This window comes from Streptomyces sp. NPDC048643 (assembly GCF_040650615.1).
GTDB lineage: Bacteria > Actinomycetota > Actinomycetes > Streptomycetales > Streptomycetaceae > Streptomyces.
In genome coordinates this window covers 59,885-74,164 of sequence record NZ_JBEZHO010000013.1, presented here as the reverse complement: position 1 = coordinate 74,164, position 14,280 = coordinate 59,885, and the positions used below count along the sequence as shown (strand labels likewise).

Annotated in this window: 13 protein-coding genes; 6 read left to right on the top strand and 7 right to left on the bottom strand. The window is 71.0% G+C overall.

All coding sequences use genetic code 11. The features are described from left to right. Positions 1 to 5 precede the first annotated feature (5 nt). From AB0C62_RS15670 to AB0C62_RS15650, 5 genes are read right to left on the bottom strand one after another with little or no spacing between them, the layout of a single operon-like run. Positions 6 to 950 carry a Gfo/Idh/MocA family oxidoreductase gene (locus AB0C62_RS15670; RefSeq protein WP_362973351.1) on the bottom strand — a complete coding sequence of 315 codons (945 nt, stop codon included), beginning with the start codon at positions 948 to 950 and terminating at the stop codon, positions 6 to 8. A gap of 39 nt (positions 951 to 989) precedes the next feature. After that, entirely contained in the window at positions 990 to 2,204 is a 1,215-nt protein-coding gene (locus AB0C62_RS15665; RefSeq protein WP_362973349.1) for an ROK family protein, read from the bottom strand. Between the two features lie 3 nt (positions 2,205 to 2,207). Further along, a complete protein-coding gene (locus tag AB0C62_RS15660) occupies positions 2,208 to 3,092 on the bottom strand; it encodes a carbohydrate ABC transporter permease (protein WP_362973347.1) in 885 nt (294 codons plus the stop codon). Beyond that, on the bottom strand, positions 3,089 to 4,108 hold the full coding sequence (locus tag AB0C62_RS15655; RefSeq protein WP_362973345.1) for a sugar ABC transporter permease: 1,020 nt from the start codon (positions 4,106 to 4,108) through the stop codon (positions 3,089 to 3,091). Before AB0C62_RS15655 ends, AB0C62_RS15660 begins: the two co-directional genes overlap by 4 nt. A gap of 31 nt (positions 4,109 to 4,139) precedes the next feature. Continuing rightward, positions 4,140 to 5,543 carry an extracellular solute-binding protein gene (locus tag AB0C62_RS15650; RefSeq protein WP_362973343.1) on the bottom strand — a complete coding sequence of 468 codons (1,404 nt, stop codon included), beginning with the start codon at positions 5,541 to 5,543 and terminating at the stop codon, positions 4,140 to 4,142. A 125-nt stretch (positions 5,544 to 5,668) separates the two neighbouring features. On the opposite strand from AB0C62_RS15650, the gene AB0C62_RS15645 reads away from it, so the two are divergent. From AB0C62_RS15645 to AB0C62_RS15630, 4 genes are read left to right on the top strand one after another with little or no spacing between them, the layout of a single operon-like run. Further along, complete coding sequence (locus tag AB0C62_RS15645) at positions 5,669 to 6,715, top strand: zinc-binding alcohol dehydrogenase (RefSeq protein WP_362973341.1); 1,047 nt, start codon at positions 5,669 to 5,671, stop codon at positions 6,713 to 6,715. A 13-nt stretch (positions 6,716 to 6,728) separates the two neighbouring features. Continuing rightward, entirely contained in the window at positions 6,729 to 7,529 is an 801-nt protein-coding gene (locus AB0C62_RS15640; protein WP_362973339.1) for a sugar phosphate isomerase/epimerase family protein, read from the top strand. After that, complete coding sequence (locus AB0C62_RS15635) at positions 7,526 to 8,899, top strand: hypothetical protein (protein ID WP_362973337.1); 1,374 nt, start codon at positions 7,526 to 7,528, stop codon at positions 8,897 to 8,899. The genes AB0C62_RS15640 and AB0C62_RS15635 overlap by 4 nt, the downstream gene beginning before the upstream one ends. After that, a complete protein-coding gene (locus tag AB0C62_RS15630; RefSeq protein ID WP_362973335.1) occupies positions 8,896 to 10,839 on the top strand; it encodes a glycogen debranching N-terminal domain-containing protein in 1,944 nt (647 codons plus the stop codon). Before AB0C62_RS15635 ends, AB0C62_RS15630 begins: the two co-directional genes overlap by 4 nt. 29 nt (positions 10,840 to 10,868) lie before the next feature. Here AB0C62_RS15630 and ppk2 read toward each other — a convergent pair whose 3' ends face one another. Beyond that, positions 10,869 to 11,822 (bottom strand): polyphosphate kinase 2, encoded by a 954-nt coding sequence (gene ppk2, locus AB0C62_RS15625; RefSeq protein WP_362973333.1) that lies wholly within the window; start codon positions 11,820 to 11,822, stop codon positions 10,869 to 10,871. A gap of 250 nt (positions 11,823 to 12,072) precedes the next feature. Between ppk2 and AB0C62_RS15620 the strand changes: the two genes are divergently transcribed. After that, entirely contained in the window at positions 12,073 to 12,264 is a 192-nt protein-coding gene (locus AB0C62_RS15620) for a hypothetical protein (protein WP_362973331.1), read from the top strand. 61 nt (positions 12,265 to 12,325) lie between these two features. On the opposite strand, the gene AB0C62_RS15615 is transcribed toward AB0C62_RS15620, so the two are convergent. After that, positions 12,326 to 13,267, bottom strand: a complete 942-nt coding sequence (locus tag AB0C62_RS15615) for a LysR family transcriptional regulator (protein ID WP_362973329.1) — start codon at positions 13,265 to 13,267, stop codon at positions 12,326 to 12,328. Positions 13,268 to 13,337: 70 nt separating this feature from the next. On the opposite strand from AB0C62_RS15615, the gene AB0C62_RS15610 reads away from it, so the two are divergent. Beyond that, the gene (locus tag AB0C62_RS15610; RefSeq protein ID WP_362973327.1) at positions 13,338 to 14,225 is read left to right on the top strand and encodes an SDR family NAD(P)-dependent oxidoreductase; all 888 of its coding nucleotides are present in this window, start codon (positions 13,338 to 13,340) and stop codon (positions 14,223 to 14,225) included. Positions 14,226 to 14,280 lie beyond the last annotated feature (55 nt).

The window sequence follows — 14,280 nt, the reverse complement described above, 5'->3', positions numbered from 1 at the left end:
GCCTCTTACTGTCGGCGCGCCGTCCCCGCCGGAGGGGAGTCCTGGGCCGCGTCGGTCCTGTTGCGGTGGGCCTCGGTCAGCAGCGTTTGCAGGTAGAGGCCGCGCTGGGCGTCGAGTTCGGAGGCGATGCCCGTGCGTACCGCGGTGGCGAACTCCCTGCGGAGCACGGGCCACGCCTCCTCGTGGTCGATCGTGGCGGTGTCGTAGACCAAAGGTGCCGCGGGGCCGAAGAGTTCGACGCGGGTGATGGCGCGCGGCACCTGGACCGAACCGGAGAGGGTGGCCTGGCTGACGGCGCCGTTGGCGTGTTCGACGGTGAGTTCGGTCCAGCGGCGTGCGTCGCCCGTGCTGCGGATGCCCGTGATGGGGGCGATCGCGGTGTCCAGAAGGTCGAGCAGGTGGGGGCCGAGGTCGAGGAGGGCGCCGTGCTCCAGACGCCAGCCGGTGGCGAACTCCCCGCCGAGGAAGGCGCCGTGGAGATAGCAGGACCGGGCTCCGAGGACGTCGAGTGACCGTGCCTGCTGGAGGAAGTCGCGGGTGGCGGGGTGGTAGCGCTTGGTGAGGACGAGCTGGGATACGACTCCCGCTTCGGCGACGGCGTCCGCCACGCGGCGGGCCGCCGACAGGTCGGGTCCCAGCGGCTTCTCCAGGAGGAGGGCCTTCCCCCGCTTCGCCGCCAGTGGGGCGAGCTCCGCCTGGACGGCGGGGGGTACCGCGAAGGCCACGGCTTCGCAGCGGTCGAGGAGTTCCTCGAAATCGGTGGCGACATGGGCGCCGTAGGGGGTGGCGGTCTCCCGTGCCGCCTCCGGGCGGCGCGCCCAGACGGCGCCGAGCCGGGTCTCGGGCCCGGCGGCGAGGACGCGGGCGTGCATGGCCCGGGCCCAGGGGCCGGCTCCCACCAGCCCGACCTCGACGGGGGCGTGCGTCCAGGCGGGGAGGTCAGTGGTCACGTTCGTTCTTTCCTTCGGTCGGTGCGGTGCGGCCGGGCGTCACAGCGTGAGGCGGGCGAGACGCGTGTCGGCGCGGTCGGCGGAGTAGAGGATCTCGACCACCATGGAAGCGGCGCCGATGAGGCCCGCGTGATCGCCCAGCCGGGAGGTGACGACCTGGAGGTTGGCGGTCGTACGGGGCATGGCGCGCTGGTAGAGGAGTTCGCGTACTCCGGTCATGAAGGGGACGCCGGAGAGGTCACCGGCGAGCATGAGGACTCCCGGGTTGAGGAGGGCGACGACGGTCACCAGGACCTCGCCGGCCCGGCGTCCCGCGTCCCGGGCCAGCCGGATCGCGTCGGGCTGCCCCTCGGCGAGAAGGCGCCGGACGTCCGAGCCGGAAGTGGGCTGGAGGCCGAGTTCGGTGAGGTCGCGGGCCAGTGCTCGACCGCTGGCGACGGCCGCCAGACAGCCGTAGGAACCGCACATGCACAGCGCGTCGGGTCGGTCGTGCAGGCGGATGTGGCCGATGTCGCCGGCGCCCCCGTCGACACCCCGGAAGACCTGGTTGCCGATGACGACACCGGCGCCGATGCCGGTGGACGCCTTGATGAGGACGAAGGCCGAGCAGTCCTGGTGGTTGGCCTGGTGCTCGGCGAGCGCCATGAGGTTGGCGTCGTTGTCCACGAAGACGGGCACGGGCCCGTCCTCCGCGCTGACGCCGACGTGCTGGGCGTAGGCCTTCTGGAGCCGTTCGCGGACGGGGTACTGGTCCCAGCCCGGCATGATCGGCGGCTCGACCACCCGGCCGGTCTCCCAGTCGACCGGGCCGGGGACGGACAGTCCGATTCCGCAGATGTGGTTCGCCTCGGTGCCGGCGGCGGCGATCAGGTCGGGGAACCACGAGGACAGCTGGTCCAGAACCTCGTCGGGTCCGTCGGTGATGTCCAGGGGCCCGGTGTGTTCGGCGAGGATCGTGCCCGCGAGGTCCAGGACGGCGGCGCGGGCGTGCCGGGTCTCCAGGTCCACGGCGATGACCGAGGCGTGCGTGGGGTCGAAGACGATCTGGTGGGAGGGACGGCCACCGGTGGAGGTACCGGTGCTGTGCCGCAGCCAGCCCGCGCGGTTGAGCAGGTCGAGGCGTTGACCGATGGTGGAGCGGGACAGGCCGGTGGCGCGCTGCAGGTCGGCGCGGGTGTTGGCGCGGCCGCCGCGGATGAGCTGGAGCAGCTCGCCCGCGCTGACCTGGTTCGGCGTCATCGTGAAGTCCCCCATGACTCAGCTCTTGTCGGCGCCGCTGGTGAGGCCTTCGGTGAGGAGGCGCTCGGCGGCGAAGAACAGAAGTACCACGGGAATGGTCAACACCACGGAACCGGCCATGAGTACGGTCTTGGGCACCTCGATTCCGTTGGACAGCTGGGCCAGTCCGAGGGAGACGGTCCACTGGTCGGGAGCGGCGGCCAGGAACAGCAGCGCGAAGAGGAACTCGTTCCAGGCGATCATGAAGACGTACAGCCCGGTCGCCATCAGCGAGGGCAGGGCCAGCGGCAGGATCACCTTGCGGACGGTCTGGAGCCGGCTGCAGCCGTCCAGGGCGGCCGCTTCCTCGATGGAGTACGGGATGGTGACGAGGTAGTTCTTCAGCATGTAGATGGACACCGGCACGGTCTGCGCGACGTAGACGATGGCCAGGCCGATGAGGCTCGACGACAGTCCCATCTTGGCGAAGACGACGAAGAGAGGAACGGCCAGCAGGGTGGACGGGAAGAGGTAGACGGCCAGGAAGAGGGCGCTCACCTGCCGGTGGCCGAAGAACTTCAGGCGGCTGACGGCGTAGGCGCCGGGGACGGCGGCGAGCAGGGTGAGGACGACCGTGGCCAGGGACACGAGTGCGGAGTTGAGCAGGAACTTCAGGAAGCCCTGGCCTCCGTCGTCGGTGGACTTGAGCACGTCGTGGTAGGTCGACAGCGTGAAGTCCTTGGCCGGGACCCACAGGGAGCCCGGGTCGAGCAGCAGGGCGTCGATGGGCTTCACCGACAGCATCAGCATGTAGTAGAAGGGCAGCACGGTGATCACCACGAGGAACGCGATGACGAACCAGCGCAGGACGCCGAAGAACTTCTCCTCGAACTGGGCCCTGGTCAGAGTGGCCTTGGGGGTCACGATTCCTCCTGGACCTTGTTGCCGAAGAACTTGAAGTAGAAGCCGAGCAGGATCACCAGGGCGGCGGCCAGGACGAGTGCCTGGGCGGCCGCGGCTCCCACGTCGTAGCGGGCGGTGAGGAAGTCGTAGACGCGGACGCCCGCCACGTCCGTGCCCGCGCCGCCGCCGGTCAGCAGGTAGACGTCGTCGAACTTGTTGAAGGTGAGGATGAACCGCAGCACGCAGAGCAGGGCGATCACGGGCATCAACTGCGGCAGCAGGACATGGCGGAAGCGCTGGGTGGGGGTGGCACCGTCGACCTTGGCCGCCTCTTCGAGGCTGTCGGGGATCGCCTGGAGGCGGGCGAGGATGAAGAGGAACGCGAAGGGGAAGTAGCGCCAGCACTCGAAGGCGATGACGGTCAGCAGGGCGAGCGGGATGTCGAAGTGGACGCCCAGCAGGTGGACTTCGTAGGACCGCGTGGACAGGAAGGCGATGGGGTCGTCCCAGCCGAACAGGCGCCGGCCCCAGTCGTTGACGATGCCGTACTGCGGACTGAGCGCGACCTCCCAGACGAACGCCACGGCGACGACGGGGGCGCAGTAGGGCAGCAGCATCGCGGCGCGCAGGAGTCCACGTCCGCGGAAGGGTGTGCGCAGGGCGAGGGCGGCGATCAGCCCCAGCAGGATGGAGCCGAAGGTGGCGCCGACGGTGTAGATGAGCGTGGTCGTCAGGCTCGACCAGAATCCCGCGGAGTCGAAGACCTGCGTGAAGTTGCCGAGGGTCCAGTGGCCGAAGAGGCCCATGCCCTGGATGTCGACCAACTTGGCGTGCTGGAAGGCCAGGAGGACGGTCCACAGGATGGGCAGGACGACCACGACGAGGACCACGAGGAAGGTGGGCGAGACGAACGCGAGGCCGGCCCGGTTGGTGCGGCGGCTCGCGGTCATCGGGCGGCGTCGGGGCGCGGCGGGCTGCGGCGCCGGCCGCGTGTCGGGGTTCCGGCGCTGCTTTGCGTCGGAGGGGGCTGTAGTCATGGGGAGACCTTCGTTACGTGCAGGCGGGCGGCTACTGAAGGGACTTCTTGAGGGCGGCGACTTCGTCGTCGGCCTCGCGGGCCGCCTGGCGGGGCGAGGTCTGTCCGCCGGTCATCTCACCGATGGCCTTGGGTACGGGCAGTTCGCCGTTGGTGGCGCCGACGAGGGCTCCTTCGCCCTGGGAGATTCCCCAGCGGCGCATGTTGCTGACCCCGGCGGCGAGTTGGTTGAGAAGGGTCGCGGGGTAGACCTGGTCGAACGGCTTGCGGGTGTCGACACCGATGTCACTGTGGCGCCAGGCGTCGATGTAGCGGTTCGGCTCCTCGGCGGTGCCGTGCCGGACGGGGATCTTGCCCTCGGGCGACATGCCGAACCAGGACTCGTAACCGGAGCCCATCATGTACTCGATGAACTCGCGGGAGGCGGCGGTCTCCGCGGTCTTGGTGGTGACCCAGGAGGTGACCTCGCCGAACTGGGCGGCCTCGGCGGCGTCGGGCCCCTTCAGCGCGGTGACGATGCCGCTGTTGCGGGCGAGGTATCCGGAGTCCTTCTTGCACTGGGGACAGCTCGGCAGGGCGTCCTTGCGGAGTCCGGCCAGCTCGTCGAGCAGGAAGGAGGACCAGATGACCATGGAGGAGCGCCCGGCGAAGTAGGTGGCGCGGGTGGAGTCGACGGTCTGGGTGCCGGGGGCTCCGTAGGTGCGGGCGAGCCGGTCGTAGGTGTCGAAGGCCTTCTCGCACCGGGGTGAGGCGAGGGCGATCTCGTGCTGGTCGTCGACGAGTTGGCAGTCGTTGGCCAGGGCGACGCTCTCGAAGCTCTGGGACGTGAAGACGTCGGAGGGGTCGGTGGCCGCGGACATGCCGTCGTGGCCCTTGCCGGTGAGGGCCTTGGCGGCGTTCAGGGTGCGGCCGTAGGTGTCGGGTGCGGGCAGGTGTTTCTCGTCGAACTGGTCCTTGCGGTAGACCATCAGCTGGAGCCAGGCGTCGGACGGGACTCCGAGGCGCGTGGCGCCGTCGGAGGTCAGATCCAGGGCGTTGGCGTTGAAGGTCTTCTGCCCGAGCCCGCTGACGATCTTCTTCGGGATGTCGGTGTTCAGCAGGCCGTTGGTGTACATCTGCCAGACCTGGCCCATGGGCGCCGCACCGATGACGTCGGGCAGTTTGCCGGCGGCGGCGGCCGCCATGATGAGCTGGGGCATCTGGCCCTCGTCGACGCCGACGAGATGGACCTTGATCCCGGTCCGTTTCTCGAACCCGTCGACGATCTTCTGCGTCGCGGCGACGCGGTCCGGCAGGTTCTCCTGGGACCAGACCGTGATCTCCCGGTCCGGTGCGCCGGGCCCGGTGCTTCCGGAACAGCCGGTGAGCAGCCCGAGCCCCAGGGTTGACGTGACGCCGACCGCGGTCACCTTCGACCGCAGGTGCTTGCTGAGCATTGCGTGTCCTCGTTCCACTTACGTCTACTGAGCACGCATCTCAGCATTAGTTTTGCTTGTTGACAAGACATAAGTTCCGGTTATTGTCATCTCAACCCGCCACCCGCAACCTTCCGGAGTCATCCGTGGAACGCGTCGTTCAGTTCACCGGCCCACGTCAGGTGGAGGTGGTCGAGCAGCCCCGCGTCGACCTGCCGCCCGGACATGTGAGAGTCCGCACCCGCTACTCGGGCATCTCCGCCGGCACCGAGCTCACCGCCTACCGCGGCACCAACCCGTACCTGACCCGCACCTGGGACCCCGAGGCCCGCCTGTTCCGCGACGGAGCGGCCGGCATCGAATACCCGGTGGCCGGCTGGGGCTACTCGGAGGTCGGCGAGGTCGTCGAGGTGTCGCCCGAACTCACCGGCACGCCCGGTCTGCCGCGCCCCGGCGACCTCGTGTGGGGCATCTGGGGACACCGCAGCGAGGGCATCGTCCCCGTCGAGCGCATGATCGGCCACACGCTCCCGGCCGGGCTGGACACGCTGGCCGGAGCCTTCGCCCGGGTGGGCGCCATCGCCTACAACGCCGTCCTGGCCGGCGACATCCACCTCGGCGAGGACGTCGCCGTCTTCGGCCAGGGCGTCATCGGCCTGCTCGCCACGCGCCTCGCCCAGCTCAACGGCGCCCGCGTCACGGCGGTCGACGCCCTCGACGGACGCCTGGAGACCGCCAAGGCCTACGGCGCGCACCACACGCTCAACGCCCGCACCGACAACGTCGCCGAGCGCATCCGCGAGGCCACCGCAGGTTCCGGCGCCGACCTCGCCATCGAGATCAGCGGCGTCTACCCCGCCCTGCACGAGGCGCTGCGCTCGGTCACCGTCGGCGGCCGCGTCGTCGCCTCCGGCTTCTACCAGGGCGACGGCGTCGGTCTGCGCCTCGGCGACGAGTTCCACCACAACCGCGTGCAGCTCATCTGCTCCCAGATCGGCGGCGTCCCACCGCAGTTGGCGGGACGCTGGAGTGTCGAACGCCTCCAGCAGACCTTCCTCCGGCTCGTCGCCGAGGATCAGGTCGACGTCGCCTCCCTGGTCAGCCACGTCATCCCGGCCGCCGACGCGGCCGACGCGTACGTCCTGCTCGACGAGCGTCCTGCCGAGGCGCTGCAGGTCGTCCTGGAATTCTGAAAGGCCCTTCCCCATGCTCAAGACCGCCGCCCAGGAACAGCTCCTGCCCGGAGACACCCTGCAGGCCAAATGGGAGTTCGCCCAGCAGGCCGGATACGACGCCGTCGAACTGCGCGCCAAGGGCGACTTCCACTTCGCCTCCCGCCTCGACGAACTGAAGCGGGCCCGCAAGGACGGGGTGGTCATGCCGACGGTGTGCGTCGAGATGCTCCACTTCTTCGGAGCCTTCGACGAGGACGTACGCCGCGACGCCATCGCCCAGATGAAGTCCCAGCTCACCGTGATCGCCGAGATCGGTGGCATCGGCGCGCAGACCCCCGCCTCCTACGGCATGTTCTCCCGCCGGCTCCCTCCCTTCGAACCGCCGCGCACCGAGGAGCAGGACCGGGAGGTGCTCCTGACCGGGCTGACCGAACTGGGAGAACACGCCCGCAAGGAAGGCGTCACCCTCTTCCTCGAACCGCTCAACCGGTACGAGGACCACATGGTCAACCGGCTGGAACAGGCCGCCGACCTGATCCGCGCGACCGGCCTCGACTCCGTGAGGATCGGCATCGACAGCTACCACATGAACATCGAGGAGGCGGACCCCGCGGCCGCGATCCTCGCCCACGCCGAATGGATCGGACACGCCCAGGTCTCCGACTCCAACCGCTTCCAGCCCGGCGCCGGCCACCTCGACTGGCCCGCCTGGCTCGGCGCCCTGCACACCATCGGCTACGAGGGCTACCTCGCCGCCGAGTGCCGCCTCACCGGCGACCCCGTGGAGGCCGTCCGCTCCGTTCCCGCCTTCCTCCAGAGGTCCGGCGCGTGAACACCCTGCTGGACCGGCCCGCGCCCGCCGCAGCCGCAGCCCTGACCCTGCGGCGCGGCGCGGCGCGGGTCCTCCTCGACAACTGGACCGGCACCTCCACCGTCCCCTCCCGCACCCTCTACCCCCACCAGTGGAGCTGGGACTCCGCCTTCATCGCGATCGGGCTGCGCCACCTGTCGGCGCGCCGGGCCCAGCAGGAACTGGAGTCCCTGCTCGCCGCGCAGTGGGCCGACGGCCGCGTCCCGCACATCGTCTTCAACGACGCCGTGCCGGCCGACGCGTACTTCCCCAGCCCCGACTTCTGGCGCTCCTCCCGTGCCGGAGGCGCTGCCGGAGCCCCGGTGAACCGGGAGACCTCCGGCATCGTCCAGCCGCCGGTCCACGCCCTGGCGGCCTGGCTCGTGCACTGCGCGGATCCCGCCGAATCCCGCCGCCGCGGCTTCCTCGCCCGGGTCCACCCCCGACTCGTCGCCTGGCACGACTACCTGCTCACCCGCCGCGACCTCGGCGGCGACGGACTGGTGTCCGTGGTCCACCCCTGGGAGCCGGGGATGGACAACAGCCCCGCCTGGGACCGGGCCCTCGGTCGCGTCGAACCGACGCCACCCGACACCTTCCGGCGCGCCGACCTCGACCACGGCCAGCCGGCCGACCGGCCCACCGACCTCGACTACGGCCGCTACGTGAGGCTGGCCACCGACTACCGCGACGCCGGATACGACGACGCTGCCGCGGAGCACCGCTTCGCCGTCGAGGACCCTGCCTTCAACGCGCTCCTCGTCGTCAGCGAACTCGCCCTCGCCGAATCCGCCCGCGAACTGGGTCTGCCCGGCGACCCGCACAAGGAACGGGCGGACCGCCTCACCCGGCATCTCGTCGACCGGCTGTGGGACGACACCACGGGCATCTTCCGGGTCCGCGACCTCGGCGACAGGAGCCTGGTCGACGAGCGGAGCATCACCGGGCTCGTCCCGCTGATCATTCCCGGACTGCCACCCGAGATCGTCCGGCGACTGAGCGGCGCGCTCCACGGCCCGCACTTCACCTCGCCCGCCACCCGCCTGATCCCCAGCTACGACCTCACCGGGCACGCCTTCGCCCCGCACCGCTACTGGCGCGGTCCGGCCTGGTTCAACACCGCCTGGCTCGTCGAGCGGGGACTGCGCACCCACGGACTCCACGGCGACGCCGCACGGCTGCGCCAGGGATTCCTCGCGGACGCCGGACGCACCGGATTCGCCGAGTACATCGACCCTCTCAGCGGCGAGGCCCGCGGCGCCCGCCACTTCTCGTGGACCGCCGCCCTCACCCTCGACCTCCTGTGCGCCGACGACGCCGACGCCGCCGACCCCAAGGAGCCCCGTCCGTGACCACGGCCGGCCACCACGTACAGCTCGTACGCGACGCCACCTTCGCCCACCTCGACGCCGACGGCGGCATCAACGCGACCCGCGGCACCCTGCCCGACGGCCTGTTCCTGCGCGACGCCCGCCACCTCAGCCGCTGGCAGCTCACGGTCGACGGCAACGCCCCCGGCATCCTGGTGCCGGCCGAGGTGCAGGACGACGACACGGCCTCGTGCGTCCTCACCCCTGCCGGAACGCGGGACCAGCCGGCCGCGTACACCGTCTTCCGTCAACAGAGCGTGTCCGCAGGTGTGTTCACCGAACACGTACGGCTGGTCAGCAACCGCCCCGACGCGGTGACAGCGGTCCTGGAACTCGTCGTGGACGCCGACTTCGCCGACCTCTTCGAGCTGCGGGCCGACGACCGGCGCTACCCGAAGCCCGACGCCGAGCGCCACTCGGCCGCCACCGACACCGGCGCGCTGTTCACCTACCGGCGAGCCGACTGGCAGTCGCACACCGCACTCACCTGCCGCCCCGCACCGGACGCCACGGAATCCGCGAAGGGCGAGGGCCCCTCCACCGCCAAGGCCCTGCGCTGGAACCTGCCCCTCGAACCGCACGGGCAGGCCGAACTCCACCTGACCGTGCGCGCCCATCCCCACGGCATGCCACCCCAACCACCGGCCGCGCCACGGCACTCGACCTCCTCCGCATCCCGGTCCGATGCCGACGCGGCGGCCGACGATCTCTCGCGCACCTGTGAGCGGGGACTCGCCGACATCGACCTGCTGACCATCTCCGCCCCCGGCGTGGACGGCGAGACGGTCCACGTCCCCGCGGCGGGCATTCCCTGGTTCCTCACCCTCTTCGGCCGGGACTCCCTGCTGACCTCGTACTTCCTGCTGCCGTACCGCCCGGACACGGCAGCCGCCACCCTCAGCGCCCTCGCCGCCACGCAGGGCCGCCGCCACGACGCCTTCAGCGGCGAGCAGCCGGGCCGCATCGTGCACGAAACCCGCCACGGAGAACTCGCCCACTTCCGCCAGGTCCCGTACGGCCGGTACTACGGCGCGGTCGACGCCACCCCACTCTTCCTCGTCCTCCTGCACGCCCACTACGAGGCGACCGGCGACGCCTCCCTTTCCCGCCGACTGGAGAACCACGCCCGCCGGGCGGTGGAGTGGATGCACACCGACGGCGGCCTGGACACCCACGGGTACCTGGTCTACCAGCCGGATCCCGGCGGTCTGGTCAACCAGAACTGGAAAGACTCCGAAGGTGCCGTCTGCTTCGCCGACGGCACTCAGGCACAGGGCCCCATCGCCGTCTCCGAAGCCCAGGGCTACGCCTACGACGCGCTGCTGCGCACCGCCCGACTCGCTCGCGACGTATGGCAGGACGAGCCTCTCGCGGAGCGCCTCGGCAAGACCGCCGCCGAGCTGCGCGACCGCTTCCACACCGACTTCTGGATGCCCGAGGCGGACTTCCCGGCCCTCGCGCTCGACGGCGACGGCCGCCAGGCCGACGCACTGGCGTCGGACGCCGGCCACCTCCTGTGGTCGGGCATCCTCGACACCCCCCGGGCTCATCGCGTGGGCCGACGCCTGCTGGAACCCGACTTCTTCTCCGGATGGGCGATCCGCACCCTCGCCGCGGACCAGAAGCCGTACCACCCGCTCTCCTACCACCGCGGCAGCGCCTGGCCCCATGACAACGCCGTGATCGCCCTGGGCCTCGCACGCTACGGACTGGCCCGCGAACTCGACACCGTGACCGAAGGCCTCATCACCGCGGCCGCCCACCACGGCCACCGCCTCCCCGAGGTCATCGCGGGCTACGACCGCTCCACCACCCCGCGTCCCGTCCCCTACCCCCACAGCTGCTCCCCTCAGGCCTGGGCGGCGGCGACGCCGTTGGCACTGAGGACGGCGAGGGAACGGGTGCGGTCGGGCGGCGCGTGAGCCGTCGCCCTTGCCGCATCCGGGGCGTGTCAGTCGGCCGCGGGGTGCTGTCCCGGTCCGTCGGCGTGACGGGCCAGGGGCGTGGGGGAGAGCGTGGTGTCCTCCTCGCCGGGTTCGAGGAGGGTGTCGGCCGGACCGATGATGCGCGGGTCCGGCGTTCCCACCGCGTCGGTGTCCTTGTTGGTGTAGTCGACGCGGGCGAGGAGGCTGCGCATGGACTCGAGACGGGCGCGGCGCTTGTCGTTGCTCTTCACGACGGTCCACGGGGCGTGCTCGGTGTCCGTGGCGCGGAACATCTCGATCTTCGCGAGGGTGTAGTCGTCCCAGCGATCCAGGGAGTCGAGGTCGGTCGGGGACAACTTCCACTGCCGGACCGGGTCCACCTGACGGATGGCGAAGCGGGTGCGCTGCTCGGCGCGGGAGACGGAGAACCAGAACTTCACCAGGACGATCCCGTCCTCGACGAGCATCGCCTCGAAGGCGGGACACTGCCGGAGGAACAGGTCGTACTGGTCGTTCGTGCAGTACCCCATGACGCGCTCGACCCCGGCGCGGTTGTACCAGGACCGGTCGAAGAAGACGAGCTCGCCCGGTGCCGGCAGATGCGTGGCATAGCGCTGGAAGTACCACTGGCCGGCTTCTCGTTCGGTGGGCCTGTCCAGGGCGACGATGCGTGCGCTGCGAGGGTTGAGCCGTTCTGTGAAACGCTGGATCGTCCCTCCTTTGCCCGCCGCGTCACGCCCCTCGCAGACGACGATCACCCGAGCGCCGGTGTCCCTGGCCCAGCGCTGCAGCTTGAGCATCTCGATCTGCAGGATCCGTTTCTGCCGCTCGTACTCCTTGCGGCGGACCCTGCGGTCGTAGGGGTAGTTCTCCTGCCACGTCGCGATCGGCCGGCCTGCCTCGTCCAGGAGGACGGGCTGCTCGGGACTGCTCTCGTCGACCGTCAGTCCGTCCAGCAACGATCTCTGAGCCTCGTCCATCGTTCACCTCTCGGCCCGGTCGTGCGTGATCCGTGCGGATCTGCGTTCAGTGCGTGCTTTGTGTGGTTCCCAGGAAGCCGCACGCCAGTCCTCCGTCCGCGGCCGGTGGCAGGAGCGGGAAGCTCGCACGTCGACGGGTCTCCCGGTCCGGCCCCTCAGCGGGCGCCACGTGGGTAGGGACGGCGCTTCGGGGAACCCGACCTGCGGACGAGCGGAGCCGCCGCCTCGCCCACGCGAAGGGAGTGCAGCAATGGATGTACGAGAGACGGGCGTCTGCCGGGCTTGCGGGAGCAGGCCGGCGATCCCGTCCACGAGCGGTCCGATGCTGTGCGAGCACTGTTCGAAGGTGCTGGAGATACCGGACAGCGCCGGACTGGTCGTGGATGACGGTGCCGGGGTCCGGCGGGAGTTCGAGAACCGGGGCAAGCAGCAGAATCACTGACGGGCGGCCCTCGCGGGCCCGCGGCCTCGGTCGGGAGCGCCGCGCAGGCCGCGTGACGTCGTCATGAGGGCGGCAATGAAGGGGCGGGAGCGTCTGCCTCCAGGGCCGCCGCACGCAGGGCGGCCGCCACCCGGGTGACCGGGTCGGTCGGCGGCTGGGGGAGACGGGCCAGGAACAGCCGCCGCGTCTCCTGGGGCCCTCCGCGTACGGGGAGCACGCGGACTCCCGGCGGCGCGGCGGCGGCGAGGGTGGCGGGCACGGTTGTCAGGCCGAACCCGGCGGCCACGAGCTGGAGCTTGGCCAGCCAGTCGCGGGCGGTGTGGGCGATGTCGGGCCGCTCGTCCAGGCCCGGCCACACGCCGAGGAGCCGGTCCTCTCCCGACGAGGAGCCCGCGATCCACCGCTGACCGCGCAGGTCGGCGACGTCGACGGCGTCGGCCCGAGCGAGCGGGTGCGTGGCGGGCACCGCCAGACACAGCGGGCGCTCGGTGAGCGTCTGCACCGCCAGGGGCGGCGACTCGGTGTCCGGCGGGCGGAACGGCGGGGCGGAGGCGAGCAGGGCCAGATCCAGGCTGCCGGCCCGCACGGCACGTACCAACGAGGGGGTGGTGCCCTCCCGGCCGACCACGTGCAGCCCCGGGTCCGTGCGCCGCAGCGCGGTCAATGCCAGCGGCAGCAGGACTGCTCCGGCGCTGGGGAGCCACCCCAGGCGGACCGTCCCCGCCTGCTCGGGCAGACCAGACAACTCCCGGGCGGTCGCCTCGATCTCGTCGAGCACGACCGTCGCACGGCGCAGGACGATGCGGCCGGCCGCGGTGAGGCGGACGCCGTCACGCCGCCGCTCCAGCAGTTCGGCGTCGGCGGCCCGCTCGATCGCGGCGATCTGCCGGGACACGGCCGACTGGGTGTAGCCCAGCGACGCGGCGGCCGAGGTGAAGGTTCCCTGCTCGGCCACCGCGCGGAAGACCCGCAGTGCGGTGAGTGACACATCCGTGAAGTCCATGACGTTCACGCATACTAGCCATGCTCAACTTTCGTTGGACTCATGGAGCGCGGGTTTCTAGCGTTGAGGCATGAACGCTTCTCGCATCGCCCTCGTCACCGGCGCCAACCAAGGACTCGGCCGAGCCCTCGTCGAAGGACTGGCCGCCCGCACCGACCCCGACGACCTGGTCCTGCTCACCGGCCGCGACAGCCGGCGCGTGACGGACGCCGCCCGCGAGGTCGCAGAGCTTCCCGGTACCCGCGCCCGTGTGGAGGGGCTGGTCCTGGACGTCACGGACACCGACGCCGTAGTCCGCCTCGCCGACGACCTGCGGGCCCGCTACGGCGGGGTCGACGTCGTGCTCTCCAACGCGGTCGCCCGTGTACTGCCCGAGGAGTCGCAGGCCGAACGGGCCGACGAGTTCATCGACGTGTCCAATACCGCCACGCACGCGATCCTGCGTTCCTTCACCCCGGTCCTGCGTCCGGGCGGCCGGCTGCTCGTGGTGGCCAGCGGCCTGGGCACGCTCGGTCACCTCGACCCGCGGCTGCACCCCCTGTTCGACGGCGCGAGCCTCGACCAGGTCGAGTACGCCGTCGAGTCCTGGCGCAGTGCGATCCACGCCGGGACGGCCCACGAGGCCGGCTGGCCGGTCTGGCTGAACGTGCCCTCGAAGGTGGCCCAGGTCGCGGCTGTCCGAGGTGTCGCGGCCGAGCGCCGGGAGCGTGACCTCGCGGCCGGGATCCTGCTCGCGGCGGTGTGCCCCGGCATGGTCGACACCGCGACCTCGCGCCCCTGGTTCAGCGACTACAGCCAGGCCCAGTCGCCCGCCCAGGCGGCCGGAGCCGTACTCGACCTGGTCCTTGCCGAGCGGGTGGATCCCAGCCTGTACGGCGAACTGGTCCGCTTCGGCAAGGTGCTGCCCTGGCACGACGGCGCGCCCCTGGTGGAACAGGACCGCATGGTCAGGCCCTGAGTGCGGACAGGCCGACAGGACCCCCACGGTCGAAGGGGCGCGCGAGTGACGGGCG

Bases quoted from the DNA above. Each gene is read 5' to 3' on its own strand.
- AB0C62_RS15640 (WP_362973339.1), top strand. From the start codon at position 6,729: ATGCTCAAGACCGCCGCCCAGGAACAGCTCCTGCCCGGAGACACCCTG.
- AB0C62_RS15620 (WP_362973331.1), top strand. From the start codon at position 12,073: ATGGATGTACGAGAGACGGGCGTCTGCCGGGCTTGCGGGAGCAGGCCG.
- AB0C62_RS15615 (WP_362973329.1), bottom strand. From the start codon at position 13,267: ATGGACTTCACGGATGTGTCACTCACCGCACTGCGGGTCTTCCGCGCG.
- AB0C62_RS15655 (WP_362973345.1), bottom strand. From the start codon at position 4,108: ATGACTACAGCCCCCTCCGACGCAAAGCAGCGCCGGAACCCCGACACG.
- AB0C62_RS15650 (WP_362973343.1), bottom strand. From the start codon at position 5,543: ATGCTCAGCAAGCACCTGCGGTCGAAGGTGACCGCGGTCGGCGTCACG.
- AB0C62_RS15610 (WP_362973327.1), top strand. From the start codon at position 13,338: ATGAACGCTTCTCGCATCGCCCTCGTCACCGGCGCCAACCAAGGACTC.
- AB0C62_RS15665 (WP_362973349.1), bottom strand. From the start codon at position 2,204: ATGGGGGACTTCACGATGACGCCGAACCAGGTCAGCGCGGGCGAGCTG.
- ppk2 (WP_362973333.1), bottom strand. From the start codon at position 11,822: ATGGACGAGGCTCAGAGATCGTTGCTGGACGGACTGACGGTCGACGAG.